26 protein-coding genes are annotated in these 26,933 nt (G+C 60.9%); 21 read left to right on the top strand and 5 right to left on the bottom strand.

Annotated elements, in window-relative coordinates:
* A partial coding sequence (locus tag F8N49_RS08910; protein WP_151551175.1) for an MFS transporter occupies positions 1-1,160 on the bottom strand: 1,160 nt, incomplete at its 3' end.
* Between the two features lie 233 nt (positions 1,161-1,393).
* Here F8N49_RS08910 and F8N49_RS08905 point away from each other — a divergent pair.
* The 3 genes from F8N49_RS08905 (at position 1,394) to F8N49_RS08895 (ending at position 5,085) form a co-directional block, all read left to right on the top strand.
* A complete protein-coding gene (locus tag F8N49_RS08905) occupies positions 1,394-2,194 on the top strand; it encodes a glucose 1-dehydrogenase (protein ID WP_151551174.1) in 801 nt (266 codons plus the stop codon).
* Entirely contained in the window at positions 2,187-4,013 is a 1,827-nt protein-coding gene (locus tag F8N49_RS08900; protein WP_151551173.1) for a glycoside hydrolase family 15 protein, read from the top strand. Before F8N49_RS08905 ends, F8N49_RS08900 begins: the two co-directional genes overlap by 8 nt.
* Positions 4,014-4,197: 184 nt before the next feature.
* Positions 4,198-5,085, top strand: a complete 888-nt coding sequence (locus F8N49_RS08895) for an alpha/beta fold hydrolase (protein WP_151551172.1) — start codon at positions 4,198-4,200, stop codon at positions 5,083-5,085.
* Here the strand turns inward: F8N49_RS08895 and F8N49_RS08890 are convergent.
* Positions 5,054-6,037: a GlxA family transcriptional regulator gene (locus F8N49_RS08890; RefSeq protein ID WP_151551171.1), complete on the bottom strand. Its 984-nt coding sequence runs from the start codon at positions 6,035-6,037 to the stop codon at positions 5,054-5,056. The genes F8N49_RS08895 and F8N49_RS08890 overlap by 32 nt on opposite strands.
* A gap of 89 nt (positions 6,038-6,126) precedes the next feature.
* On the opposite strand from F8N49_RS08890, the gene inhA reads away from it, so the two are divergent.
* From inhA to F8N49_RS08875, 3 genes are all read left to right on the top strand, one after another.
* Entirely contained in the window at positions 6,127-6,813 is a 687-nt protein-coding gene (gene inhA, locus F8N49_RS08885; RefSeq protein ID WP_151551170.1) for an isonitrile hydratase, read from the top strand.
* A gap of 249 nt (positions 6,814-7,062) precedes the next feature.
* On the top strand, positions 7,063-7,854 hold the full coding sequence (locus tag F8N49_RS08880) for a CPBP family intramembrane glutamic endopeptidase (protein ID WP_122506493.1): 792 nt from the start codon (positions 7,063-7,065) through the stop codon (positions 7,852-7,854).
* A gap of 102 nt (positions 7,855-7,956) precedes the next feature.
* Positions 7,957-9,522 carry a PAS domain-containing methyl-accepting chemotaxis protein gene (locus tag F8N49_RS08875; RefSeq protein ID WP_024012340.1) on the top strand — a complete coding sequence of 522 codons (1,566 nt, stop codon included), beginning with the start codon at positions 7,957-7,959 and terminating at the stop codon, positions 9,520-9,522.
* 274 nt (positions 9,523-9,796) lie between these two features.
* Here the strand turns inward: F8N49_RS08875 and F8N49_RS08870 are convergent, their stop codons facing one another.
* Both F8N49_RS08870 and F8N49_RS08865 read right to left on the bottom strand, forming a co-directional pair.
* Positions 9,797-10,150, bottom strand: a complete 354-nt coding sequence (locus tag F8N49_RS08870) for a DUF6124 family protein (protein ID WP_016773880.1) — start codon at positions 10,148-10,150, stop codon at positions 9,797-9,799.
* Between the two features lie 1,212 nt (positions 10,151-11,362).
* Positions 11,363-12,043 carry an alpha/beta family hydrolase gene (locus F8N49_RS08865; protein WP_151551169.1) on the bottom strand — a complete coding sequence of 227 codons (681 nt, stop codon included), beginning with the start codon at positions 12,041-12,043 and terminating at the stop codon, positions 11,363-11,365.
* A gap of 90 nt (positions 12,044-12,133) precedes the next feature.
* On the opposite strand from F8N49_RS08865, the gene ccoN (F8N49_RS08860) reads away from it, so the two are divergent.
* From ccoN (F8N49_RS08860) to F8N49_RS08815, 10 genes are all read left to right on the top strand, one after another.
* On the top strand, positions 12,134-13,558 hold the full coding sequence (ccoN, locus tag F8N49_RS08860) for a cytochrome-c oxidase, cbb3-type subunit I (protein ID WP_024012337.1): 1,425 nt from the start codon (positions 12,134-12,136) through the stop codon (positions 13,556-13,558).
* Positions 13,559-13,568: 10 nt separating this feature from the next.
* Entirely contained in the window at positions 13,569-14,177 is a 609-nt protein-coding gene (ccoO, locus tag F8N49_RS08855; protein WP_003223389.1) for a cytochrome-c oxidase, cbb3-type subunit II, read from the top strand.
* Between the two features lie 3 nt (positions 14,178-14,180).
* The gene (locus tag F8N49_RS08850) at positions 14,181-14,378 is read left to right on the top strand and encodes a cbb3-type cytochrome c oxidase subunit 3 (RefSeq protein ID WP_151551168.1); all 198 of its coding nucleotides are present in this window, start codon (positions 14,181-14,183) and stop codon (positions 14,376-14,378) included.
* On the top strand, positions 14,375-15,328 hold the full coding sequence (gene ccoP, locus F8N49_RS08845) for a cytochrome-c oxidase, cbb3-type subunit III (RefSeq protein ID WP_110646927.1): 954 nt from the start codon (positions 14,375-14,377) through the stop codon (positions 15,326-15,328). Before F8N49_RS08850 ends, ccoP (F8N49_RS08845) begins: the two co-directional genes overlap by 4 nt.
* 481 nt (positions 15,329-15,809) lie before the next feature.
* Positions 15,810-17,252: a cytochrome-c oxidase, cbb3-type subunit I gene (gene ccoN, locus F8N49_RS08840; RefSeq protein ID WP_024012334.1), complete on the top strand. Its 1,443-nt coding sequence runs from the start codon at positions 15,810-15,812 to the stop codon at positions 17,250-17,252.
* The gene (gene ccoO / locus F8N49_RS08835) at positions 17,252-17,860 is read left to right on the top strand and encodes a cytochrome-c oxidase, cbb3-type subunit II (RefSeq protein ID WP_007917161.1); all 609 of its coding nucleotides are present in this window, start codon (positions 17,252-17,254) and stop codon (positions 17,858-17,860) included. Before ccoN (F8N49_RS08840) ends, ccoO (F8N49_RS08835) begins: the two co-directional genes overlap by 1 nt.
* 5 nt (positions 17,861-17,865) lie before the next feature.
* Positions 17,866-18,051, top strand: coding sequence for a CcoQ/FixQ family Cbb3-type cytochrome c oxidase assembly chaperone (locus F8N49_RS08830; RefSeq protein ID WP_016775513.1), 186 nt, complete (start codon positions 17,866-17,868; stop codon positions 18,049-18,051).
* Positions 18,048-19,031 (top strand): cytochrome-c oxidase, cbb3-type subunit III, encoded by a 984-nt coding sequence (gene ccoP / locus F8N49_RS08825; RefSeq protein ID WP_024012333.1) that lies wholly within the window; start codon positions 18,048-18,050, stop codon positions 19,029-19,031. The genes F8N49_RS08830 and ccoP (F8N49_RS08825) overlap by 4 nt, the downstream gene beginning before the upstream one ends.
* 223 nt (positions 19,032-19,254) lie before the next feature.
* Complete coding sequence (locus F8N49_RS08820) at positions 19,255-19,509, top strand: type II toxin-antitoxin system Phd/YefM family antitoxin (RefSeq protein ID WP_038861980.1); 255 nt, start codon at positions 19,255-19,257, stop codon at positions 19,507-19,509.
* Positions 19,509-19,928 carry a type II toxin-antitoxin system VapC family toxin gene (locus F8N49_RS08815; RefSeq protein ID WP_122705779.1) on the top strand — a complete coding sequence of 140 codons (420 nt, stop codon included), beginning with the start codon at positions 19,509-19,511 and terminating at the stop codon, positions 19,926-19,928. The genes F8N49_RS08820 and F8N49_RS08815 overlap by 1 nt, the downstream gene beginning before the upstream one ends.
* 38 nt (positions 19,929-19,966) lie before the next feature.
* Here the strand turns inward: F8N49_RS08815 and F8N49_RS08810 are convergent, their stop codons facing one another.
* Positions 19,967-20,929 carry a metallophosphoesterase gene (locus tag F8N49_RS08810; RefSeq protein WP_241089681.1) on the bottom strand — a complete coding sequence of 321 codons (963 nt, stop codon included), beginning with the start codon at positions 20,927-20,929 and terminating at the stop codon, positions 19,967-19,969.
* A 516-nt stretch (positions 20,930-21,445) separates the two neighbouring features.
* Between F8N49_RS08810 and ccoG the strand changes: the two genes are divergently transcribed.
* From ccoG to F8N49_RS08785, 5 genes are all read left to right on the top strand, one after another.
* A complete protein-coding gene (gene ccoG, locus F8N49_RS08805) occupies positions 21,446-22,861 on the top strand; it encodes a cytochrome c oxidase accessory protein CcoG (RefSeq protein WP_073474016.1) in 1,416 nt (471 codons plus the stop codon).
* 13 nt (positions 22,862-22,874) lie between these two features.
* Positions 22,875-23,414 carry a FixH family protein gene (locus F8N49_RS08800; protein WP_056784237.1) on the top strand — a complete coding sequence of 180 codons (540 nt, stop codon included), beginning with the start codon at positions 22,875-22,877 and terminating at the stop codon, positions 23,412-23,414.
* A gap of 139 nt (positions 23,415-23,553) precedes the next feature.
* Positions 23,554-26,004, top strand: a complete 2,451-nt coding sequence (locus tag F8N49_RS08795; protein WP_151551166.1) for a heavy metal translocating P-type ATPase — start codon at positions 23,554-23,556, stop codon at positions 26,002-26,004.
* 23 nt (positions 26,005-26,027) lie between these two features.
* On the top strand, positions 26,028-26,240 hold the full coding sequence (ccoS, locus tag F8N49_RS08790; protein WP_039763029.1) for a cbb3-type cytochrome oxidase assembly protein CcoS: 213 nt from the start codon (positions 26,028-26,030) through the stop codon (positions 26,238-26,240).
* The gene (locus F8N49_RS08785) at positions 26,233-26,916 is read left to right on the top strand and encodes a sulfite exporter TauE/SafE family protein (RefSeq protein WP_016773868.1); all 684 of its coding nucleotides are present in this window, start codon (positions 26,233-26,235) and stop codon (positions 26,914-26,916) included. Before ccoS ends, F8N49_RS08785 begins: the two co-directional genes overlap by 8 nt.
* Positions 26,917-26,933: the final 17 nt, after the last annotated feature.

Below are 26,933 nucleotides of genomic sequence, written 5' to 3'. Positions count from 1 at the left end.
CGGAAACTTGGGAACGCTGAAACCAGCACCACCGCCCCCGCCGCAATCGCCAGCCAGAAGCCGCTACGCGCGCCAAACGCATCCACCAGCGCGCCGGAACCGGCGGCGCCGATCGCCACGCCGATGCTCAGCCCGGTCACCAGCCAGGTCAGGCCTTCGGTGAGTTTTGCAGGTGGCACGATGCGTTCGATCAACGCCATCGCGACAATCAGCGTCGGTGAAAAGAACAGCCCGGCGATAAATACCGCGATCGACAAGCCAAGGATGTTGCTCGCCAAAAGCAGCGGCAGCGTGGTCACCGCCGTCGCCACGCCGCCGTAGAGAAACAGGCGCGGCAACGGCAGTTTCGAACGCATCGCACCGAAGGCGATGCCGGCCAGGCATGAGCCGATCGCGTACACCGACAAGACAATACTCGCCGCTGCCGGCTGGCCCTGATGTTGAGCGAAAGCGACGCTGACCACATCGATGACTCCGACGATCACGCCCATCGCCAGCATCAACGCCAGCAGCCATTGCACGTCGGTCGAGCGAATGATCGAGCCCTGATGCTGCGACTCCTGCGCGTGCACCGGTGGTTCGGTGCTGCGCTGGGCGACAAACGCCGTCACGCCGATGGCCAGGGCCAGCAGCGCCGCCAGCGGCCCGGCCTCGGGAAACACCGCGACCGACAAGCCCACCGACAGCGGCGGCCCGACGATAAAACACACTTCGTCGAGCACCGACTCCAGGGCATACGCCGTCTGCAATTGTGGCTGGCCACGGTAGATCTCGGTCCAGCGCGCCCGCACCATCGCCGACATGCTCGGCATGCACCCGGCCAGCGCGGCGAACACGAACAACGTCCAGACCGGCGCCTGCAAACGCGTGCACAGCAGCAACATCAATAACCCGCCGCCACCGGTCAGCGCTGCGACTGGCAGCACCCGCCCCTGCCCAAAACGGTCCACCAACCGCGATACCTGCGGCGCGCAAAACGCCGTGGCCAAGGCAAACGTCGCCGCCACCGCACCCGCCAGCGCATAACCGCCGTTCAACTGCGCAAGCATGGTGATGAGGCCGATGCCGGTCATGGAAATCGGCATGCGCGCCAGCATCCCGGCCAGCACAAATGCACGGGCACCGGGGGCGGTGAACAATTCGCGGTAGGGATTTGCCATCGATTGCAGCCTCATCAGGGGCGGCCAAGTTGCCATAGCCTTGAATGCCGTGGAAGCGCGCAATTGTTAGCGGACTGTGAAGGCCCCTTCGCTCGCACATTCGAAATGCCGTCCCCTGTGGGAGCGAGCCTGCTCGCGAAGGGGCCAGCGCAATCACCGCTTCCAGCAAATGAACTCTCAGCGTCTGCCATCAGTCAGCTACTTAAGTCTCTTGAACCAAGGCGTGAATCAGCATGCAGATTTCCCTCGCTCATCAGGTGGCGCTGGTCACGGGTGCCAGCTCCGGCATCGGCCATGCCGCCGCCAAAGCACTGGCCGCCGCCGGCGCTGCGGTCGTGATCAACTACAACAGCAGCGCCAAACCCGCCGAAGAACTGGCTGCACAGATCAACGCCGAAGGCGGCAAGGCCCTCGCCATCGGCGCCGATGTCTCGAAGGAAGAAGAGGTCGAAAGGCTGTTCGCCAAGACCGTCGAAGCCTTCGGCTCGCTGGACATTCTCGTCGCCAATTCCGGCCTGCAAAAAGACGCCGCTGCCGTGGACATGACGCTCGACGACTGGAACACGGTGATCGGCGTCAACCTCACCGGGCAGTTCCTCTGCGCGCGGGAGGCGTTGCGGATTTTTCAGCGTCAGGGCGTACGCGAAGGCGTGTCGCGCGCGGCGGGCAAGATCATTCACATGAGTTCGGTGCACCAGCGCATTCCATGGGCCGGGCATGTCAATTACGCGGCGTCCAAGGGCGGCGTCGATCAGTTGATGCAGAGCCTCGCCCAGGAAGTCAGCCACCAGCGCATCCGTATCAATAGCATTGCGCCCGGTGCGATCAGCACGGCCATCAACACAGAAGCCACTGAAGGCGCGGCCGGCGAAAAACTTCTTGAGCTGATTCCCTACGGGCGCATTGGCGATGTCGAGGACGTTGCCAACGCAGTGGTTTTCCTCGCTTCCGACCTGTCCGATTACATCGTCGGCACCACCCTGTTCATCGATGGCGGGATGAGCCTCTATCCGGAGTTTCGCGGCAATGGCTGAGCCTGAAATGGAACAACAAAGTCCCATCGGTGCCCACGGCATCATCGGCGACATGCGCAGCGCCGCACTGGTCAACGACAAGGGCAGCGTGGATTTTTTCTGCTGGCCCGAGTTCGACAGCCCGACGATCTTCTGCTCGCTGCTCGATACCCCTGAAGCAGGGATTTTCCAGCTCGCGCCGGACTTGCCGGATGCGCGCCGGGAACAGATTTATCTGCCTGACACCAACGTCTTGCAGACCCGTTGGCTGAGCGAACACGCGGTGGTGGAAATCACCGATCTGCTGCCCATCGGTGACGATGTCGACGCCCTGCCCCTGCTGATGCGCCGGGTGCGCGTGGTCAGCGGCTCGGCGACGTTCAATCTGCGTTGCGCGGTGCGCCACGACTATGGTCGCGCCGACACCCGGGCCGAGATGGACGCAAAGGACGTGACATTCCACGCCGCTGGCCAGCCGTCGATACGCCTGGCTTCAGATCAGGCACTGCAAATCGATGCGCAAGCGGCCGTCGCGCAGTTCACCCTCAAGCACAATGAAACCGCCGCGTTCATGCTCGGCGGCAGCGACGATCCGCGTTTTGCCGAAGGCGCCGGCGAGTTGTGCATGGAGCGCACCCTCAAATACTGGCGGGGCTGGATCGGCCAATCCAACTATCGCGGGCGCTGGCGGGAAATCGTCAATCGCTCCGCCCTCGCCCTGAAACTGCTGACCTCACGCCGCCACGGTGCGATCCTCGCCGCCGCCACCTTCGGCCTGCCGGAAACACCCGGCGGCGAACGCAACTGGGATTACCGCTACACGTGGATCCGCGACGCTTCGTTCACGGTTTACGCGTTCATGCGCCTGGGCTTCGTCGATGAGGCCAACCACTACATGCAGTGGCTGCGCGGGCGAGTCAGCGATTGCTGCGGCAAACCGATGAAACTCAACATCCTCTATGCCATCGACGGTCAGCAGGAATTGCCAGAAACCGAACTCACGCACCTGTCCGGTCACGGCGGCGCGCAACCGGTGCGCATCGGCAACGGCGCTTATGATCAGATCCAGCTGGATATCTTCGGCGAGCTGATGGATGCGGTGTATCTGGTCAACAAATACGGTGACGCCATTTCCCACGAAGGCTGGCGGCACGTCGGCGAAGTGGTTGATCAGGTCTGCGAAAACTGGCAGAGCGAAGATGTCGGCATCTGGGAAATGCGCGGCGAGACTCATCATTTCCTGCACTCGCGGCTGATGTGCTGGGTGGCGCTGGACCGGGCGATCAGGCTGGCTTCCAAACGTTCGCTGCCGGCACCATTCGCCCGTTGGGATGACACCCGGCAAGCGATCTACACCGACATCTGGGACAACTTCTGGAACGAAGAACGCGGGCATTTCGTCCAGTACAAGGGCGGCACCGCGCTGGACGGCTCGATGCTGCTGATGCCGCTGGTACGCTTCGTCAGCGCCAAGGATCCGCGCTGGCTGTCGACTCTCGAAGCAATCGAAAAAACCCTGGTGCGTGACGGCATGGTCTATCGCTATCGCAACGAGGACGCCAACATCGATGGCCTCAGCGGCACCGAAGGCGCGTTCGCCGCGTGTTCGTTCTGGTACGTCGAATGCCTGGCCCGCGCCGGCCAGGTGGAAAAAGCCCATCTGGAGTTCGAGCAATTGCTGCGATATGCCAACCCGCTTGGGCTGTACGCCGAAGAGTTCGACAGCCATGGCCGGCACCTGGGCAACACGCCGCAAGCGCTGACGCATCTGGCGTTGATCAGTGCGGCGAGTTTTCTCGATCGAAAATTGAGTGGCGAAAAGAGCTCCTGGCAGCCATAGCGGTGAGTGTTTTCGCCAGCGCTTGCCAGACCGATCTCTGATCGACAGGTATGTTTCCACAACGGGCCTGCATGCCAGACAACTGGCTCAGGCCCATATTCATGGTGAAACCTGCGCAGCGGTGACCCGCAGTCCGTTCGCAGGTCCAGAGTGTCTGAATACGATTCAAACGGAGTGGTTCGTCATGATCGAGAGCGTTCTTACCCCAACCCTGACCATTGCCTACGAACAGCACGGTCCGAACAACGGCGCCCCGGTGATTCTGCTCCACGGCTTCCCCTATTCCCCGCGCGCCTTCGACGAAGTCGCCCCGGCGCTGGCCGCGCGAGGCTACCGCGTCATCGTGCCGTACTTGCGCGGTTACGGGGCGACCCGGTTCAACAGTGCGCAAACCCCGCGCTCCGGCCAGCAAGCTGCGATGGCGCAGGACTTGCTCGATCTGATGGATGCGCTGGGTATCGAACAGGCCATGCTTTGCGGGTATGACTGGGGCGGTCGGGCGGCGTGTATTGTCGCGGCGTTGTTTCCGGCGCGAGTGCGCGGGCTGGTCAGCGGCGACGGCTACCTCGTACAGGACATCGCCCATGCGAAACAGCCGTCGGACCCCGAAGACGAGCATCGGCTCTGGTATCAGTACTACTTCCACACGCCGCGTGGCGTCGAGGGCCTTAAGCAGAATCGCCGGGAGTTGTGTCAGTTGCTCTGGCGGCTGTGGTCGCCGACATGGGCGCAAAAGGACGAACGCTACCCGCTGACCGCTGGCGCTTTTGATAATCCTGATTTTCTCGACGTGGTGATTCATTCCTATCGGCATCGCTTCGGATACGCCCCGGGCGATCCAGCCTTGGAGTGGATGGAAGAAGCGCTGGCCACACAGCCGGTGATCAGCGTGCCGAGCATTTCGCTGTGCGGCGCCGATGATGGCGTCGGCCCGCCTTCGCTGATCGATGAAGATGCCGAGCATTTCAGCGGCTTCTATGAGCGGCGAGTGCTGGCGGGTGTCGGCCACAACATTCCCGAAGAAGCGCCGCAGGAAACCCTCAAGGCAATACTGGATCTGTTGCAACACTGACCGAAAACCGCTCCCGATAAGCCTGCGGCGTCACGCCAATCGCTCGCAGAAAACTGCGCCGCAGCGTCTCTTCACTGCCAAAGCCGCAATTGGCCGCGATGCGTTTCACCGGCAGGCCGGTATCGCTGAGCAGTCTGCGGGCGGTTTCCACGCGGATCAATTCGATCGCCCGCGCCGGGGTCTGGCCGGTGTCGGCGCGGTAGTGACGGATGAAGCTGCGTTCGCTCATGCCGGCCTGTTCGGCGAGGGTCGGGACGCCGAGGTCGCAGGTCAGGTTCTCGGCGATCCAGGCGTGCAGTTCATCGAAGCGATTCCCCTGTTGTTGCAGCGCCAGCGTCACGCTGAATTGCGACTGCCCGCCCGGGCGTTTCAGGAAGACGACCAAGTGCCGGGCGACGTCGAGGGCGATGTCGCGGCCGAGGTCTTCTTCGACCATGGCCAACGCCAGATCGATGCCTGCCGTGACCCCGGCGGAAGTCCACACCGGGCCGTCGTTGATGAAAATCGGATTGGCTTCCACGTGCAGATTCGGATGCTGCGCGGCCAGTTGCTCGCAGCGCGTCCAGTGGGTGACCACGCGGCGACCATCGAGCCAGCCGCTGGCCGCGAGTAGAAAGGCCCCGGTGCATACCGAAGCCACGCGCCGGCAATGAGTGCCGTGCTCGCGCACCCAGGCGACCAGTTGCGAGTCTTCGGCGGCGGGATAAATGCCCCAACCACCGGCGATGATCAGGGTGTCGCTGGGCGTTTGTGGCAACGGCTCGGCGAGCACCGCCAACCCCGCCGATGACATCACCGCCCCGCCACCGCTGGCAATCACGCTCGGCGCATAGGGCGTCGGCATGCCGCGCTGGCGAGCCAGATCGTTGGCCGAGGCGAACACCTGCAACGGCCCGGTGACATCGAGAATCTGCATGTTGGCAAACGCGAGGACGTGAATGGCTTTGGGCATTTGGCGTAATTCGTGGGGTGATTGGCGTATGCGCCAGAACCTACGCGCCTACAGTGCAGTCGTCCACTTCTTTCAACGGAGCAAGAACGATGACGCTGCAGATCGGTTTTCTGTTATTCCCGCAGGTCCAGCAACTCGACCTCACCGGCCCTTATGACGTACTCGCCTCGTTGCCCGGCGTGCAGGTGCACCTGATCTGGAAGGACCTGATGCCGGTGACGGCCAGCACCGGCCTGCTGCTGAAACCGACTACGACCTTTGAGGATTGCCCGGATCTGGACGTAATCTGCGTGCCCGGCGGCAGTGGTGTCGGACCGTTGATGGAAGACCAGCAGACCCTGGACTTCATCAAGCGCCAGGCCGCCCAGGCACGTTACGTAACCTCGGTGTGCACCGGCTCGCTGGTGCTCGGCGCTGCTGGTCTACTGAAGGGCAAGCGCGCGACTACGCACTGGGCCTATCACGAGTTGCTGCCGACGCTGGGCGCGGTTGCGGTGAAGGATCGGGTGGTACGCGACGGCAATCTGTTTACCGGTGGCGGAATTACCGCTGGCATCGATTTCGCCTTGGTGCTGGCGGCGGAACTGGTCGATGCCGACACGGCGCAACTGGTGCAGTTGCAACTGGAATATGCCCCGGCACCGCCGTTCAACGCTGGGAGCCCGGACGTGGCGCCGAGCGCGGTGGTCGATGAGGCGCGGTTGCGCGCGGCGCCTTCGTTGAAGTTGCGTACCGAGATTACCGAGCGCGCGGCGGCCAAACTGGGCCTGCGCTGATATCCCAGCCAATCACAACCCTTGTATGAGCTGCCGCAGGCTGCGATCTTTTGACCTGATCGTTCCCACGCTCTGCGTGGGAATGCAGCCGGGGACGCTCCGCGTCCCACAGGCTCAAGATCGCAGCCTTCGGCAGCTCCTACACGTCGATCCCAAGTTATTCGCCGCGCTTCTCACTCTCCTTCACTTGTCCCACTTCCCTCGCCCGTGTAGAAAGCCCCTTCCAGAAATCTCGCACAAGGACTTTCGATGAAGGCGCTGCCCTGGCTCTATCTCGCGCTGCTCGGCCTCGGTTACGGATTGGCCCTGAGCTACGGCCAGCTCGGTTGGCTGGCATTGATCTCCGTGGGGCTTTTGCTGTTCGCCGCATTCGCCGTGCGTCAGCAAGAGGTGCCGGTCGCGCGTTGGCTCGGCCATGGCCTGTTCATCGTTTTGGCGGTGGCACTGGCGCTGCACTGGCTGCCGGGCTTCGCCAATGGCCGGGTGATCAATCCGCAACGTTTCACTGACAACGCGGTGCCGTTCGCGATGTACCTCAATCTCGACAAACCGCTGGTGGGCTTCTGGTTGCTGCTGGTCTGTCCATGGATCGTCGCGCGGCGTTCGTTGCGCCTGACGGTCTATGCCACCGCCCTCGCCCTGACGCTGTGCGCGATTCTCGCCCTCGGCGGCGCGCTTTTACTCGGCGTGATCGCCTGGGCACCGAAATGGCCGGATCAGGCCTGGCTGTGGGTGCTGAACAATCTGCTGCTGGTGACGCTGGTCGAGGAAGCGCTGTTTCGCGGCTATATACAGGGCGGACTCAGCCGTCGCCTCAAGCACCTGCCCTACGGCGACAACCTCGCGCTGCTGTTGGCCTCGCTGCTGTTTGGTCTGGTGCATGCCGGCGCTGGCTGGACCTGGGTGTTGCTGGCGGGACTGGCCGGGGTCGGCTATGGTCTGGCCTACCGTTTTGGCGGACTGGGCGCGGCGATCGCCACCCATTTCGGCCTGAACCTGTTGCACTTCGGCCTGTTCACCTATCCGATGCTGGCCAGTTGACGCAAGCACGGTTTTGCGACGGCGTACTTGAATCTGAAAAAAAACTTCAATAAAAACCTGTCGGCGCCGACAACCATTCAAAGCCTTGCGGATTGAAAAACCATGCGTAACAACCAGCCCATTACACAACGCGAGCGGACCTTTCCAGCTCAGCAACGGTTGATTTCCACCACCGATGCCAAGGGCGTGATCACCTACTGCAACGACGACTTTGTCGAGATCAGCGGGTTTTCGCGGGAGGAACTGATCCGGGCGCCGCACAATCTGGTCCGCCACCCTGACGTGCCATCGGCGGTGTTCTCGCACATGTGGGGCACACTGAAACAAGGCTTGCCATGGATGGGCATCGTCAAGAATCGCTGCAAGTCCGGTGACCACTATTGGGTTAACGCCTATGTGACACCGGTGTTCGACGGCAATCAGGTGATCGGTTACGAGTCGGTGCGCGTCAAGCCCACCGCCGAACAGATCCGCCGCGCCGAAGCGCTCTATCAACGCATCAACCAGGGCAAGTCGGCGATTCCTTCGACGGACAAATGGCTGCCGCTCCTGCAGGACTGGCTGCCGTTCATTCTGGTCAGCCAGCTGAGCTTCATGATCGGCGCGACGCTGAACTCGCAGTGGGGCTTTGCCCTCGCCGCAGCGCTGTCGGTGCCGCTGGGCCTGATGGGCCTGCAATGGCAGCAACGCGGGCTCAAGCGCCTGCTGCGCCTGGCCGAACAGACCACCTCCGACCCGCTGATCGCGCAGATGTACACCGACAGCCGTGGCGCCCAGGCGCGTCTGGAAATGTCGATTCTCAGCCAGGAAGCACGCCTGAAAACCTGCCTGACCCGCCTGCAGGACACCGCCGAGCACTTGACCGAACAGGCCAAGCAGTCCGACGCCCTGGCGCACAACAGCTCGACCGGCCTGGAACGCCAGCGCGTGGAAACCGAACAGGTCGCCACCGCCGTCAACCAGATGGCCGCCACCACCCAGGAAGTCGCCAGCCACGTACAGCGCACCGCTGACGCCACCCAGGAAGCCAACCGCCTGACCGGCCGCGGCCGCGACATCGCCGGCGAAACCCGCGAAGCGATCCAGCGTCTGTCGGTGGTCGTCGGCGAAACCGGCCTGACCGTGACGCAACTGGCCAAGGACAGCGACGAAATCGGCGGCGTGGTCGACGTGATCAAAGGCATCGCCGACCAGACCAACCTCCTCGCCCTCAACGCCGCCATCGAGGCTGCGCGTGCCGGCGAAATGGGCCGAGGTTTTGCGGTCGTGGCTGACGAAGTCCGTCAACTGGCGCAACGCACCAGCGAATCCACCGGGCAGATTCACGCCCTGATCGCCAAGTTGCAACAGACTGCCTCCAGCGCCGTGCAAACCATGGAAGCCGGCCATCGCCAGGCTGAAGAAGGCGTGGCGCGGGTCCTGGAAGCGGATCAGGCACTGGTCGGCATCAGCGAAGCGGTGGCCAACATCACCGACATGACAACGCAGATCGCCGCCGCGACCGAGGAGCAAAGTGCGGTGGCTGAAGAGATCAGCCGTAACATCAGCAATATCTCGGAACTGGCGGATCAGACCTCGGAACAGGCGCATAACTCGGCGTTGCTGAGTGAAGAGCTGACGAAGACGGCAAACACCCAGTATTCGTTGGTGGCGCGGTTTAACCGCTGATTGGATGGCTGGAATGAAAAAACCCGGATGGCGTGAGCTTTCCGGTTTTTTTGTTGCTTGCTGAAAATGACGGTGTCCGGTAGAGCGCTTTCGCGAGCGGGCTCGCTCCCACATTGGATGAGGTACAGCCGTGAGGAATTGGTCGGCTCGAAGACCGCCATCGCGAACAGGCTCACTCCTAAATTGGATCTGCGGTGATCACAGATTACGTGCCCGACACCAATCCCCTGTGGGAGCGAGCCTGCTCGCGAAGAGGCCATAAAAGCCAGCGAAATTACTGAGGCAACTTCAGCTTATCCAGCAGTCGATTGACCAACAGTTCGTTGAGCATGATCACCTGTTGCAGCGCCAGCAGTGGTTTGCGTTCCGGTCCGCCGATTGAGTTGGCGATGTTACCGGCCATGGCATGCGCGTATGAAAGCGACTCGCAGGCCTCGACCAACAGGGTTTCGTCATCCAGCGTGGGGTCGACAACGTAGATCGGGCGATATTTCGGTGAACTTGGCGGGGCTGCCAGGTCTTCGGGTTTGAGGTAGTAATCGAGGGCGCGGTCGGTGGCTTCCTGGATTTTTTGCGGGTCGAGGGCGCGGTCGTGGGAGGGTGGCGGGTTGGGGGTTACTTTGAACATGGGCGTACTCCGGTTTCGAATATTGGGAGCCAACACCCTCGCTACCAAACGAAGGGTGGTGGCCATACGCAGGTTGGTAGACCGGTCGAAACAGGAAACCCGGCGCTCACAAAGGAGCCCCACGCATGCCCACCATAAAAGTCGAGCCCCGCAACGGGACTGCATACGGTGACGCTATACAACGGTTTCGACGCGGGCTACCAAACCCCATCACTGTTTTTCAGTGACAAACAAACGATATAGCCCGGCGCCTAGCCGCGTAAGCCGGCGGATTCTGGCGTAGGCGTAGGCAATGGCGCAAGGAGTTGTAGCCGGGATGGCGTAACGGGTCGTGTAGTTTAAACGTGGCTATTTGATGATGTTTAAGTGCAGGGATTGCCTCTGACAGGCAGGTGGTTTGAGGTCGTCTGGAAGGGAGCTTTCGCGAGCAGGCTCGCTCCCACATTTGGATCGGGTACATCAGTGGGGGATTGGTCGACTTGGAGGCTGCCATCGCTGGCAAGCCAGCTCCCACAGGGATTGAGTCCGGCCGGTAGATAGTGGTCGGCTGTCAGGCCGCCTTCGCGAGCAAGCTCGCTCCCACAGAAAAGCAAAACAGCGCAGCTGCCCGCGGCAAAGCCGCACCACTCAACAATGAGCGTTAGCTCGAGTGCTCTCCCACAGGGATTGAGTCCGGCCGGTGGATAATGGTCGGCTGTCATGCCGCCTTCGCGAGCAAGCTCGCTCCCACAGAAAAGCAAAGCAGCGCAGCTGCCCGCGGCGAAGCCGCCCCACTCAACAATGAGCGCAAGCTCGAGTACCGCTTTTGATCTTGATCCACCGGCGACGTCGGAAGGCTGAGTGGAGGGATTGATCCGGGCGTGGGAGCGCAGCGACCGTCTGGCGCAGCCAGACACAGCGGAAGGAGATGCAGCGGAGCAAACCGGAGCCGCTGCGCCCGGATCAGTCCCGGAGCGAAGGAACCCGAGCCTGCGAGGGCCGAACGTAGGAGCAAGCCTTTTGGGTTACCTTTTTGCTGGGCCGGCACTCCGGCGTTTGAAAAAGGTGACCCGCCGTAAGGGCGGAACCCTAAGCAGCCGTTACCGCAGCAACGGATATGCCCCCAAGAGCAAGATCAAAAGCTAACCCCCTCACCCCAACCCTCTCCCCCAAGGGGGCGAGGGGGAAAGGGAGCCGATCTTCATGCAACGCAAAATCCGGCCCGACTCAAAATCAGTCACGGAGAAATTCAGCCACCTTCTGCGCAGCACCCGCCAAATGATCGGAGTGCGTAAACCCAGAAGCCTTGAGCGGCTTCAAATCATGATCCCCTGCCGCCAGCCAAGTCACCTCAATACTCGGTGACAAGCTGTAAGCCGCAACCGCCTCGCGATTCCCCAGAGCATCCCGCTCCCCCTGCACAACCAACGCCCGCGTGCGCAACGAAGCCAAATGCTCAACCCGAGGCTTCTCCGGCTTCCCCACCGCATAAAACGGATACCCCAGACACACTAACGCATCCACCCCCAACTCATCCGCCACCAGACTCGCCATCCGCCCGCCCATCGACTTGCCGCCAACAGCCAAAACCCCAGCGACATGACGCCGCACAACTGCAAACACCTCCCGCCAGCAATCCAACAGTTTCGGCGCAGGATTCGGCGGCCGCTTCACCCCATCCACCCGCCGCTGCGCCATATACGGAAACTCAAACCGCAACACGTTGACCCCAAGCCCGGCAAGGCGCCCAGCCATGTCGTTCATCCACTCGCTATCCATCGGCGCCCCCGCCCCGTGGGCCAGAATCAGCGTTGCTGAAGCCTCACCAACAGCGGCATCCCACAACCATCCATGATCGAGCACACACTGCGCCCATTGATCCCCGTCAATACTGGCCTTGTGCTGTTTGTCCATGCTTGCCTCGCTTTTAGTCTGCCTATAACTCCAGGCGAAGGATTCGCGCCGTTTGCGCGCTCACTTCGGCTGAACCGTGGATGGGGAACCATGAACACTTCTATCAGTACCGCCTACAACTACAAGGTGGTCCGCCAATTCGCCATTATGACGGTGGTGTGGGGCATCGTCGGCATGGGCCTCGGGGTTTTTCTCGCGGCGCAATTGGTCTGGCCGGAACTCAACTTCAATTTGCCCTGGACCAGTTTCGGCCGTCTGCGCCCGCTGCACACCAACGCGGTGATCTTCGCCTTCGGTGGCTGCGCGCTGTTCGCCAGCTCTTTTTATTCGGTGCAACGCACCTGCCAGACGCAATTGTTCGCGCCGCAAATCGCCGCGTTCTGCTTCTGGGGCTGGCAACTGGTGATCTTGCTGGCGGCGATCAGCCTGCCGCTGGGTTACACCAGCTCCAAGGAATACGCCGAACTGGAATGGCCGATCGACATCCTGATCACCATCGTCTGGGTCGCCTACGCGATCGTGTTCTTCGGCACGATCATGCAGCGCAAAACCAAACACATTTATGTGGGCAACTGGTTCTTCGGCGCGTTCATCATCACCGTGGCGATTCTGCACATCGTCAACAACCTCGAGTTGCCGGTTAGTTTCACCAAGTCCTACTCGGTGTACGCCGGTGCAACCGACGCGATGGTGCAATGGTGGTATGGCCACAACGCCGTAGGCTTTTTCCTCACCGCCGGCTTCCTCGGCATGATGTATTACTTCGTGCCGAAACAGGCCGAGCGTCCGGTGTATTCGTATCGCCTGTCGATCGTGCACTTCTGGGCCTTGATCACCCTGTACATCTGGGCCGGCCCGCACCACCTGCACTACACCGCGCTGCCGGACTGGGCGCAATCGCTGGGCATGGTGATGTCGCTGATCCTGCTGGCACCGAGCTGGGGCGGCATGATCAACGGCATGATGACCCTCTCGGGCGCCTGGCATAAGTTGCGCAGCGACCCGATCCTGCGCTTCCTCGTGGTGTCGCTGGCGTTCTACGGCATGTCGACCTTCGAAGGGCCGATGATGGCCATCAAGACGGTAAACGCCCTCTCCCACTACACGGACTGGACCATCGGCCACGTTCACGCTGGCGCGCTCGGCTGGGTGGCGATGATTTCGATCGGCGCGCTGTACCACATGATCCCGAAAATCTTCGGCAAGGCGCAGATGCACAGCGTCGGCCTGATCAACGCGCATTTCTGGCTCGCGACCATCGGCACCGTGCTCTACATCGCCTCGATGTGGGTCAACGGCATCGCCCAGGGCCTGATGTGGCGCGCAGTGAACGAGGACGGCACGCTGACCTACTCCTTCGTCGAAACCCTGGTGGCCAGCCATCCGGGCTTTGTCGTGCGGCTGATCGGCGGGGCGATTTTCTTAAGCGGCATGTTGCTGATGGCTTACAACACCTGGCGCACCGTGCGGGCCTCGCAGCCTGCTGATGTCGTCGCTGCCGCGCAGATGGCCTGAGGAGTCCGCCATGAAACACGAAACGATTGAAAAGAACGTCGGCCTGCTGATGCTGCTGATGGTGTTCGCCGTGAGCATCGGCGGCCTGACCCAGATCGTCCCGCTGTTCTTCCAGGACGTCACCAACAAACCGGTGGAAGGCATGAAGCCCTACACCGCGCTGCAACTGGAAGGTCGCGACATCTATATCCGCGAAGGCTGCGTCGGCTGCCACTCGCAGATGATCCGTCCGTTCCGCGCCGAAACCGAACGCTACGGGCACTACTCGGTTGCCGGCGAAAGCGTCTGGGATCACCCGTTCCTGTGGGGTTCGAAACGTACCGGTCCGGACCTCGCCCGGGTTGGTGCGCGCTACTCGGATGACTGGCACCGCGCGCACTTGTACAACCCGCGCAACGTTGTGCCGGAATCAAAGATGCCGGCCTATCCGTGGCTGGTCACCCAAGCGGTCGACAGCAGCCACACCGAAACCAAGCTGAAAACCATGCGCACCCTCGGCGTGCCGTACACCGACGACGACATCAGCGGCGCGGTCGCCAGCCTCAAGGGCAAGACCGAAATGGACGCCCTCGTTTCCTATCTGCAAGTGCTCGGCACTGCGATCAAGAGCAAGAGGTGAGCCATGGTCATTGAAATGAGTGCAGGCCTGATCCGCGGCCTCGGCACGGTCGTGGTGTTCGTCGCCTTCATCGGTTTGACCTTGTGGGTGTTCAACCGCAAGCGCACCCCGGAATTCGCCGAAGCACGCCTGCTGCCGTTCGCCGACGAGCCACTATCCGAAACAATTTCAGCCCCTAAAACAAGGAGTACCCGGCCATGACCACCTTCTGGAGTATGTGGATCTGCGTACTGACCATTGGCAGCCTGATCGGCCTGACCTGGCTGCTGATCGGCACCCGTCGGGGCGAGACCAAGGGCAGCGTCGACCAGACCATGGGCCACAGCTTCGACGGCATCGAGGAATACGACAATCCGCTGCCGCAGTGGTGGTTCATGCTGTTCGCCGGCACGCTGGTGTTCTCGGTGGGCTATCTGATTCTGTATCCGGGCCTGGGCAACTGGAAAGGTATCCTGCCCGGTTACGAGGATGGCTGGACCGGCGTGCATGAGTGGGAAAAGGAAATGAACAAGGCGGACGCCCGGTTCGGGCCGATCTTCGCCAAATTCGCCGCCATGCCCCTGGAAGAAGTGGCCAAGGATCCGCAGGCGCTGAAAATGGGCGGTCGTCTGTTCGCCTCCAATTGCTCGGTGTGCCACGGCTCGGATGCCAAGGGCGCGTTCGGCTTCCCTAACCTTGCTGACAGCGACTGGCGCTGGGGCGGCGATGCCGAGACGATCAAGACCACCATCATGGGTGGGCGGATGGCGGCAATGCCGGCCTGGGGCGAAGTGCTCGGTGAGGCCGGGGTGAAAAACGTTGCCGCTTATGTGCGCCACGAACTGGCCGGCCTGCCGCTACCTGCCGACAGCAAGGCGGATCTGCAAGCCGGGCAGCAAGCCTTCAGCACCACTTGCGTGGCTTGCCACGGCGCAACTGGCCAAGGCACCCCTGCCATGGGCGCACCGAATCTTACTCACCCGGCCGGCTTCATTTATGGCACCAGCCTGACCCAACTGGAACAGACCATTCGCCATGGTCGTCAGGGGCATATGCCAGCGCAGAACGAATTGCTGGGCAACGATAAAGTGCAATTGCTTGCCGCTTATGTGTACAGCCTGAGCAACGGATTGAACACAGAAAAACTGATAACTGAAGACAACAAGAAATAGCGATTGCGCACACCACTGCCGCAGCTTTCTCGCTGCGGCAGTTTCCCGCCCCTTTGCGACGCATTGTCGCACCCCTCGGATCCTCTCCTTTCGGAACCCCGGATTCGGGTCTACGCTTCATCGAAGCGGACCGGCTGAAGTCGGTTTCCAGATCAATCCCGAACGATGCGCGCCGTGAACCGGCTGATGGATTCGCCGCAAACGCAGGTAGATAACGGCTGTTGCGCCGGTTGCCCGCAAATTCCCGATCACGACCGGTGAACGGGCACCGTTGACGTCGATCCGGATTGCGAGCTTTTCACGCCTACTGCGACATTTTGTCAGAGGCCATTTTTGACCCTACGCGGCGCATGGAAAGGCCGCAGAATCAGCGTTGGAAAGCATTGACCCAGGTCATGGCGCGTTGCAATGACCCCCTGCTTTATACATACTTGCGGCCGATTTTATCCCTATAAAAATACCCAAACCGTGGAACCTTAGAATGAGCACAGCAATCAGTCCGACTGCTTATAACTATAAGGTAGTCCGCCAGTTCGCCATCATGACGGTGGTCTGGGGGATCCTTGGCATGGGGCTCGGTGTCTTCATCGCCTCGCAACTGGTCTGGCCGGAACTGAACTTCGGTCTGCCGTGGACGAGCTTTGGACGCTTGCGCCCGTTGCACACAAACCTGGTGATTTTCGCCTTCGGTGGTTGTGCACTGTTTGCCACTTCCTACTATGTCGTGCAGCGAACCTGCCAGACGCGACTGATTTCCGACAGCCTCGCGGCCTTCACTTTCTGGGGCTGGCAAGCGGTCATCGTCGGCGCAATCATTACCTTGCCGCTGGGTTACACCACCACCAAGGAATACGCCGAACTGGAATGGCCGATCGCGATTCTGCTGGCGATTGTCTGGGTCACTTACGGTCTGGTGTTCTTCGGCACCATCACCAAGCGCAAAACCAAGCACATCTACGTCGGCAACTGGTTCTACGGCGCGTTCATTGTCGTCACCGCGATGCTGCACATCGTCAACCACATGTCGCTGCCGGTCAGCCTGTTCAAGTCGTATTCGGCTTACTCCGGTGCCACTGACGCGATGATCCAGTGGTGGTACGGCCACAACGCGGTGGGTTTCTTCCTGACCACCGGTTTCCTCGGGATGATGTACTACTTCGTGCCGAAACAGGCCGAACGCCCGATCTACTCCTATCGTCTGTCGATCGTGCACTTCTGGGCGCTGATCACCCTCTACATCTGGGCCGGCCCGCACCACCTGCACTACACCGCCCTGCCGGACTGGGCACAATCGCTGGGCATGGCGATGTCGATCATCCTCCTGGCGCCAAGCTGGGGCGGCATGATCAACGGCATGATGACCTTGTCGGGCGCCTGGCATAAGTTGCGCACCGACCCGATCCTGCGCTTCCTCGTGGTGTCGCTGGCGTTCTACGGCATGTCGACCTTCGAAGGGCCGATGATGGCGATCAAGACCGTCAACTCGCTTTCGCACTACACCGACTGGACCATCGGCCACGTACACGCCGGCGCCCTCGGTTGGGTAGCGATGATCTCGATCGGCGCGATCTACCACATGATCCCGAAACTGTTCGGCCGTGCGCAAATGCACAGCACCGGGCTGATCAACGCGCACTTCTGGCTTGCCACTATCGGCACCGTGCTCTACATCGCCTCGATGTGGGTCAACGGCATCACCCAGGGCCTGATGTGGCGTGCAATCAACGATGACGGCACCCTCACCTACTCGTTCGTCGAAGCGCTGCAGGCCAGCCACCCGGGCTTCATCGTCCGCGCGCTGGGCGGTGCTTTCTTTGCCAGCGGCATGTTGCTGATGGCTTACAACGTGTACCGCACCGTCCGTGCGTCGGATCCGGTTGAAGCCGAAGCCGCCGCCAAGATTGCCGTCGTTGGAGCTCACTGATGAAGCATGAAGCTGTCGAGAAGAATATTGGCCTGCTGGCCTTCTTCATGGTCATCGCCGTCAGCGTCGGTGGCCTGACCCAAATTGTTCCGCTGTTCTTCCAGGACGTCACCAACAAGCCGGTCGAGGGCATGAAGCCGCGCTCGGCGCTGGAACTGGAAGGCCGCGACGTGTACATCGCCAACGGTTGTGTCGGCTGCCACTCGCAGATGATCCGCCCGTTCCGCGCTGAAACCGAACGCTATGGCCACTATTCGGTTGCCGGTGAAAGCGTCTGGGACCACCCGTTCCTGTGGGGCTCCAAACGTACCGGTCCGGACCTGGCCCGTGTGGGCGGTCGTTACTCCGATGACTGGCAACGTGCGCACTTGTACAACCCGCGCAACGTGGTCCCCGAGTCGAAAATGCCGGCTTACCCGTTCCTCGTGGAAAACAAGCTCGACGGCAAGGAAACCGCGAAAAAAATGGAAGTCTTGCGCACCCTCGGCGTGCCGTACACCGACGAAGACATCGCCGGTGCACAGGATGCCGTGAAGGGCAAAACCGAAATGGACGCGCTGGTGGCCTATCTGCAAGGCCTGGGAACCATCATCAAAAGCAAACGGTGAATCTGATGGATATCGGGATGATTCGAGGCCTGGGCACCGTGGTCGTGATGGTGGCCTTCATCGGTCTGGCCTTGTGGGTGTTCAGCCCCAAGCGCAAGTCGGAATTCGACGACGCGACCATGCTGCCTTTTGCCGATGATCCCGAAGCCATCAAGCACGTCGAGCAAGCTTCTAGGAGTAACAAAGAATGACTACATTCTGGAGTCTGTACGTCACAGTCCTCAGTCTCGGTACGATCTTCGCCCTGACCTGGCTGCTGCTGTCGACCCGCAAGGGCCAGCGCAGCGAACAGACGGACGAGACGGTCGGCCACTCCTTCGACGGGATCGAGGAGTACGACAACCCGCTGCCGAAATGGTGGTTCATGCTGTTCGTCGGTACCATCATTTTTGCCCTGGGTTATCTGGTGCTGTACCCGGGTCTGGGCAACTGGAAAGGTTTGCTGCCGGGCTACAACTATCTGGATACCGAGAAGCAGACCGCGTTCGCCAACGGCCAGACCGGCTGGACCGGCGTCCACGAATGGGAAAAGGAAATGGCCCGTTCGGACGCGCGCTTCGGTCCGATTTTCGCCAAGTTTGCAGCGATGCCGATCGAAGAAGTTGCCAAGGATCCGCAAGCACTGAAGATGGGTGGCCGTCTGTTCGCCTCCAACTGCTCGGTGTGCCACGGTTCCGACGCCAAGGGTGCCTATGGCTTCCCCAACCTGACCGACGCCGACTGGCGCTGGGGCGGTGAGCCGGAAACCATCAAGACCACCATCATGGGCGGCCGCCACGCGGTGATGCCGGCGTGGGCTGAAGTGATCGGTGAGCAAGGCGTGGCTGACGTAGCGGCCTTCGTGGTGACCAACCTCGACGGGCGCAAACTGCCGGAAGGCACCAAGGCCGACCCGGCCAACGGCCAGAAACTCTTCGCCGCCAACTGCGTGGCTTGCCACGGCCCTGCCGGTAAAGGCACCCCGGCCATGGGTGCGCCTGACCTGACACACCCGGGCGCATTCATCTACGGCTCGAGCTTCGCGCAACTGCAGCAGACCATCCGCTACGGCCGTCAGGGCCAGATGCCGGCGCAGGAACAACTGCAGGGCAATGACAAGGTGCACCTGCTGGCGGCGTATGTTTACAGCCTGTCTCACGGTGAAAAAGCGCCGGAGGCGAAGGCTGAGTAAAGCCAACGCTTGAAGCAAAAAAGGCCCCGCCAATGAGAATTGGCGGGGCCTTTTTGCATGCTGGCATTCATGACTCGAAACGGTTGCTCAATGGATCTGAGCTGATAAACACGGTGCCCCTATGAAAATGACAAACCGATCGTCCTCGACCCGCCTTTCCGATTGCAGGGGAAATCTCAAGGTAGTAACGTTCCTACATCAGAATTTCTGGAGGCCAAACATGATGGCCATCACCACTATTTCAAGCCGCGAGTTCAACCAGGACACCAGTGCAGCCAAAAAAGCCACGCATCAAGGTCCAGTGATCATTACTGACCGAGGCAGGCCTGCCCACGTGTTGCTCAGCATCGAGGAGTACCAGAAACTGACGGGTTGCCAGACCAGCATCGTTGAGCTACTGGCGATGCCGGATGCGCTTGAAATCGAATTCGAACCCGAGCGCGCCGTCATCACTCCTCGCAGCGTGGACCTTTCCTGATGTTTCTGCTGGATACCAATGTAGTTTCCGAGTTGCGGAAGAACCAAGCCGACAGGCATGTGGTGAAATGGGCAAACAGCATTTCCCCAGCCAGCCTGTATCTATCCGCAATCACTGTGCTGGAACTGGAAACGGGTGTCCTGCGTATCGAACGTCGTGACCCTTCACAAGGCCAGCTGCTGCGCAACTGGCTGGAACATCACGTCAAACCGGCGTTCTCTGGCAGAATCCTGCCGGTCGATAGCAGCGTCGCCACCCGGTGCGCACGATTGCACGTTCCCGACCGCAGCAATGAATGCGACGCCTTGATCGCCGCCACCGCGCTTGTACACGGGCTTACGCTGGTAACTCGCAACATTGCGGACTTCCAACACAGCGGCGTCAATCTGATCAACCCATGGATCGCTGCCAACACCTGATTGATGAATACCCCGCCCTATCAGCGGCGGGGCTTTTGTCAGGGGCGTTGGGCGAAGACTGAATGCACCACAGTGGTGTCGATCAACGTTCGATTGCGCCATTGGTTGTTCTTCACCAGGTACACCTGGAGTTGCTTGCGATCCTCAGTGAAACTGGCAATCAGATAGGTTTGCTGAGAGGTACTGCCACTCAGGTACATGGGCACGTTACCTTGTTGATAGGCATCACCTCCGTCCTCGTGCAAATGGCCGGCAAAAATCGCCGTTACTCGATATTTGTTAACCATGTCGTAGAAGCGTTTCTGTTGCGCCTGGGTTCCCATGTGGTTCAACGGTTTATGCATGTTGATGATGATGGCGTAGCCCGACGCTCGCGCCAGCCTGAGATCCATCTCGAGCCAGTCCAGAGCATCGTTGATTTCGAACGTCGTCGGGTTCAATGGATGAGCAATCCGGGCGGTATAGGTCGGTTCGTTGTTGAGCTGAACCATATGCACTTCGCCGATATTTTTCGAATATGCGAGACTGCCCGAATAGGTCTTGCTCAGAAAGCCACTGGTAATCTTCAGATCAAAGTTATCAACCTTACCTTCATGATGCTCTTTGAACTCGACGATACTTCCTGCCGCACAGCTATTGCTAAAGCAATCATCGACATTGTTTTCATAGTCGTGATTACCAAGCCCGTAGAGATATTCGCCCTTGAAATGTTTATCCAGCAGATCCTTCATGAACGAGCGCTGCCAGCCATGCCCGAATGCGGTTATATCACCATTGATCATCAAGGGAACCTGCGTTTGAGAGCCGTGTTGATTTCTGAATTCGGCAATGCTCGCAAGTTGGGTTTCCACCAGCCATTTCGAGCGCTCCTTGAATTCGGAATCGGATTCGGGTATGCGGCGATCGGTCTTGTCCGTCCACGGATATTGAGTATCCGAAGCAAACACCATGTGTTTCGGCATGTCAGTAGTGGCCTGAGCGGTAATAGCCGAAGCTAACATCCAGGCACCCACAAAGATGCTCTTGAGATTAATAAAATTCATGCTTTTAAATTCCATTTAAGTTAACTATCAATACGCAAAAGAATTTCGCGAGAGCAAAACTTAGGCGAACACAGCTAAAACTTCAAAGCATTCATAAACAACAATCAAGTTTATATGTTTCAGACCCAACAACTTGCAACAGGCAGCCAATTCAATCTATGGCTCTTGTAGCCGAAGTGGCAACGACGGACGGTTTGTCGTTCAACTTGCGACATCGACGGTTGTTGCTTGAACAAGCGATTGAAAAGATGAACTAGCCGCTTCGGCAAAACCGTCCATACTCAACAAGTCAATTGATCTGCGTCAGGCTTTTGCGCAATCGCTACACCATCCGCATTTTTTACCCAACGCGACCAAAGGTCGCACCCTTGAGCCAGAGCGGCAGGCGTATCATCACGCTACTGCAACAGCCCTTTTTGACTTCGGTTGGCACGTATCGACCGAGGCATTTTTCCACTGCCGTGGGATGCAATGATGAGCAATCAGATTCCGGTACACGACGTCACGCCGCCGAGCAAGAACGCGAACAACAGCGTCGACCTTTATGCCTCACGAGAAAAAATCTACACCCGTGCCTTCACCGGCCTGTTCCGCAATCTGCGGATGCTCGGCGGTGCGGCGTTGTTTCTGCTGTATTTCGGCACGGTGTGGCTGAACTGGGGCGGTCATCAGGCAGTGTGGTGGAACCTGCCCGAGCGCAAGTTCTTCATTTTCGGCGCGACCTTCTGGCCACAGGATTTCATCCTGCTCTCGGGCCTGTTGATCATTGCAGCGTTCGGCCTGTTCTTCATCACTGTCTACGCCGGGCGCGTCTGGTGCGGTTATACCTGCCCGCAGAGCGTGTGGACGTGGATTTTCATGTGGTGCGAAAAGGTCACCGAAGGCGACCGCAACCAGCGCATCAAGCTCGACAAGGCGCCGATGAGCGCCAACAAATTCCTGCGCAAACTGGCCAAGCACTCGCTGTGGCTGTTGATCGGTTTTGTCACCGGCATGACCTTTGTCGGCTACTTCTCGCCGATCCGCGAACTGGTCATCGAGTTCTTCACCGGCCAGGCTGATGGCTGGTCGTATTTCTGGGTCGGTTTTTTCACCCTCGCCACGTACGGCAATGCCGGCTGGTTGCGTGAGCAGGTGTGCATCTACATGTGCCCGTATGCACGCTTCCAGAGCGTGATGTTCGACAAGGACACGCTGATTGTTTCCTACGACCCGCGCCGTGGCGAAAGCCGTGGCCCACGCAAGAAAGGCATCGACTACAAGGCGCTGGGGCTGGGCGATTGCATCGACTGCACGATGTGCGTGCAGGTCTGCCCAACCGGCATCGATATCCGCGATGGCCTGCAGATCGAGTGCATCGGCTGCGCTGCGTGCATCGATGCCTGCGACAGCATCATGGACAAGATGGATTACCCGCGCGGGCTGATCAGCTACACCACCGAACACAACCTCTCCGGGCAGAAAACCCATAAACTGCGACCGCGCCTGATCGGCTATGCCGTAGTGCTGCTGGCGATGATCAGCCTGTTGGTCGCCGCGTTCTTCATGCGCTCACTGGTCGGTTTCGACGTCAGCAAAGACCGCGTGCTGTACCGCGAAAACGCCGAAGGCCGGATCGAAAACGTCTACAGCCTGAAGATCATGAACAAGGATCAGCGCGACCACACTTACCTGCTGCAAGCCGAGGGCCTGCCGGACCTGCGCCTGCAAGGCAAGCGCGAGATCAAGGTGGCCGCCGGCGATATCGTCAGCATGCCGGTCGAGTTGTCGAGCGCACCGGAACAACTGCCATCGAGCACCAACGAGGTGAAATTCATCCTCAAGGACGCCGATGACGACAGCGTCCACGTTGAAGCCAAGAGCCGATTCATCGGCCCACAAATCCGTTGAGAGAATTTTGAACATGCCCGCTGCAAACGCCGCAAGTCCCTGGTACAAGCACCTCTGGCCGTGGATCATCATCGCGATTCTGGCCTGCTCGGTGGCCTTGACCCTGTCGATGGTGACCATCGCGGTGAACAACCCGGACAACCTGGTCAACGACAACTATTACGAAGCGGGCAAAGGCATCAACCGTTCACTGGATCGCGAGCTGCTGGCGCAAACCCTGAAGCTGCGTGCAGCGGTGCATCTGGATGATGTGACCGGGGAAGTCGACTTGCGCTTGAACGGTGACAGCCAGCCGCAAACCCTGGAACTGAACCTGATCTCGCCGACCCAGCCGGAAAAGGATCGCAAGATTGTTTTGACCCGCAGTGGCAGCGAGAGCGGGCGCTACATCGGCCAGTTGAGCGACAAGGTCGAAGGGCGGCGCTTTGTCGAGTTGCTCGGCAGCCAGGACGAGCACGTGTGGCGCATGTTTGAAGAAGAGCTGGTCAGCCATGACAAGGAGCTGCTGCTGGGTGATGAGCCATTGCAGGGCGCGGAAGATCTGAAAAAATAAGCCTTTTACTCTGATCGTTCCCACGCTCTGCGTGGGAACGCAGCCAGGGACGCTCCGCGTCCCAGCCGAAGCGGACGCGCGGAGCGTCCGGGGAGGCATTCCCACGCGGAGCGTGGGAACGATCATCGGAACGCGCACCATGACCAGCCCAACCCCCTGCTACCACTGCGCCCTGCCCGTCCCGTCCGGCAGCCGCTTCACCGCCGTCGTCCTCGGGCAGGCCCGCGAGTTCTGCTGCCCGGGCTGCCAGGCGGTGGCCGAAGCCATTGTCGCCGGGGGGCTGGAAAGTTATTACCAACATCGCAGCGAAGCGTCGGCCAATCCCGAAGCGCTGCCGGTGCAACTGAGCGATGAACTGACGCTGTACGACCGCGCCGACGTGCAGCAGCCCTTCGTGCGCCACGAAGGCGATCTGGCCGAAACCACCCTGTTGATGGAAGGCATCAGTTGCGCCGCCTGCGGCTGGCTGATCGAGAAACACCTGCGCACCCTGCCCGCCGTCGCCGAAGCGCGGTTGAACCTGTCCAATCATCGCCTGCACGTACGCTGGGCCGATGCACAACTGCCGCTGAGCCAGATCCTCGCCGAGCTGCGCCACATTGGTTACGCTGCTCACCCCTATCAGGCCGACCGCGCCAGCGAACAACTGGCCAGCGAGAATCGCCTGGCCCTGCGCCAGCTCGGCGTCGCCGGTCTGCTGTGGTTTCAGGCGATGATGGCGACCATGGCCACCTGGCCGGAATTCAACATCGACCTCAGTCCCGAGCTGCACACGATCCTGCGCTGGGTCGCGCTGTTTCTCACCACACCCATCGTGTTCTACAGCTGCGCGCCGTTCTTCAAAGGCGCGATGCGCGATTTGCGTACGCGCCACCTGACCATGGACGTTTCTGTTTCACTGGCGATCGGCAGCGCTTACATCGCCGGGATCTGGACATCGATCACCGGGGTCGGCGAGCTGTACTTCGATGCGGTCGGCATGTTCGCGCTGTTTTTGCTCGCCGGGCGTTATCTGGAACGCCGCGCCCGCGAACGCACCGCTGCCGCCACTGCGCAACTGGTCAACCTGTTGCCGGCCTCGTGCCTGCGCCTGGATAGCGATGGCCAGAGCGAACGCATCCTGCTCAGCGAGTTGCGCGTGGGCGAGCGGATACTGGTGCAGCCGGGCTCGATTCTGCCGGCCGACGGCAAGATCATCGATGGCCAGTCGAGCATCGACGAATCGCTGCTGACCGGCGAATACCTGCCACAGCCGCGCACGCTCGGTGATGCGGTCACTGCGGGCACGCTCAACGTCGAAGGCGCATTGACCGTCGAAGTGCAGGCGCTGGGACAGGACACGCGTCTCTCCGCGATCGTGCGCCTTCTCGATCGCGCTCAGGCGGAGAAACCGCGTCTGGCGGAAATCGCCGACCGCGCCGCGCAATGGTTTTTGCTGTTGTCGCTGATCGCGGCGGCAGTGATCGGCCTGCTGTGGTGGCAGCTGGACTCAGCGCGGGCGTTCTGGATCGTTCTCGCCATGCTGGTGGCGACCTGTCCGTGCGCGCTGTCGCTGGCGACGCCGACCGCCCTCACCGCCGCCACCGGCACCCTGCACAAACTCGGCCTGCTGCTGACCCGCGGTCATGTGCTGGAAGGCTTGAACCAGATCGACACGGTGATCTTCGACAAGACCGGCACGCTCACCGAAGGCCGGCTGGTGCTGCGCTCGATTCGCCCGCTCGGCGCGCTCGACAGCGAGCAATGCCTGAGCCTTGCCGCTGCGCTGGAAAACCGCTCGGAACACCCGATCGCCCGCGCTTTCGGGCGTGCGCCGCTGGCCGCTGAGGACGTATACAGCACACCGGGGCTGGGCCTGGAAGGCGTGGTCGGTGAGCAACGCTTGCGCATCGGTCAGGCCGAATTTGCCTGCGCCCTGAGCGGCGCGGCACTGCCGTCAATGCCTGATGAAGCCGGACAATGGTTGCTGCTCGCTGACACCCACGGGCCGCTGGCGTGGCTGGTGCTCGATGATCGCCTGCGTGACGATGCCCCCGCTCTGCTCGCGGCTTGCAAAGCGCGGGGCTGGCGCACCTTGCTGTTGTCCGGCGACAGTTCGCCGATGGTCGCCAGTGTCGCCGCCGAACTGGACATCGACGAGGCCCGTGGCGGCTTGCGCCCCGATGACAAACTGCGAGTGCTGCAACAACTGCACAAGGAAGGGCGCAAGGTGCTAATGCTCGGTGACGGCGTCAACGACGTGCCGGTGCTGGCTGCGGCCGATATCAGCGTGGCCATGGGCTCGGCCACCGACCTGGCGAAAACCAGCGCCGATGCGGTGTTGCTGTCCAACCGCCTCGACGCCTTGGTACAGGCCTTCGCGCTGGCGCGACGCACGCGCCGGGTAATCATCGAAAACCTGCTGTGGGCAGCGCTGTACAATGGCCTCATGTTGCCGTTCGCCGCCCTCGGCTGGATCACTCCGGTGTGGGCGGCGGTCGGCATGTCGATCAGTTCGCTGACCGTGGTGCTCAACGCCCTGCGCCTGACTCGTCTGCCGAGCGCGCCGGCCGCCAGCAGCCCGACCCAAACCCGTCCGCTGCCGGCCTGAGCCGCGCGGGCCTGGAGTTACCGATGCCAGCTCTCTATGTGATGATTCCCGCTGCCTTGCTCATCGTCGCCATCGCCGTGTACATCTTCTTCTGGGCGGTGGACAGCGGTCAGTACGACGACCTCGACGGCCCGGCACACAGCATCCTTTTTGACGATCAGGACCCCAACCATACCGCTGCGGTGGACGAAGCCAACGCCGGCAAACCGGACGACAAGGCGCCACCCCATGCTTGAACTGGCGCCCCTGCTGGTCTCGGCGCTGATCCTCGGCCTGCTTGGTGGCGGCCATTGTCTGGGCATGTGCGGCGGTCTGATGGGCGCGCTGACCCTGGCGATTCCCAAGGAGCAGCGCAGCCGGCGCTTTCGTCTGTTGCTGGCGTATAACCTCGGGCGGATTCTCAGTTATGCCACGGCGGGATTGCTCATCGGCCTCGCCGGCTGGGCAGTCGCCAACAGCCCGGCGGCGCTGTTCATGCGCGTACTGGCCGGGTTGCTGCTGATTGCCATGGGCTTGTACCTGGCCGGTTGGTGGAGCGGGCTCACCCGTATCGAAGCGCTCGGGCGTGGCTTGTGGCGCTTCATTCAACCGCTGGCGAATCGCTTGCTGCCGGTTTCCAGCCTGCCGCGCGCCTTGCTGCTCGGTGCGCTGTGGGGCTGGCTGCCGTGCGGGCTGGTTTACAGCACCTTGCTGTGGAGCGCGAGTCAGGGCAATGCTCTGGACAGTGCATTGCTGATGCTCGCTTTCGGCCTCGGCACCTGGCCGGTGCTGCTCGCCACCGGGCTGGCGGCTGAACGGGTGACGGCGATCTTGCGCAAACGCAGCGTGCGCATGGCGGGGGGCTTGCTGGTGATTCTGTTTGGCCTGTGGACCTTGCCCGGGCCGCATCAGCATTGGCTCATGGGCCATTAAATGTGTGGGGCGGCCTT

It is taken from the genome of Pseudomonas sp. GXM4 (genome assembly GCF_008923895.1).
Classification (GTDB): Bacteria; Pseudomonadota; Gammaproteobacteria; order Pseudomonadales; family Pseudomonadaceae; genus Aquipseudomonas; species Aquipseudomonas atacamensis.
This window is presented reverse-complemented; position numbering and strand designations above follow the sequence as displayed.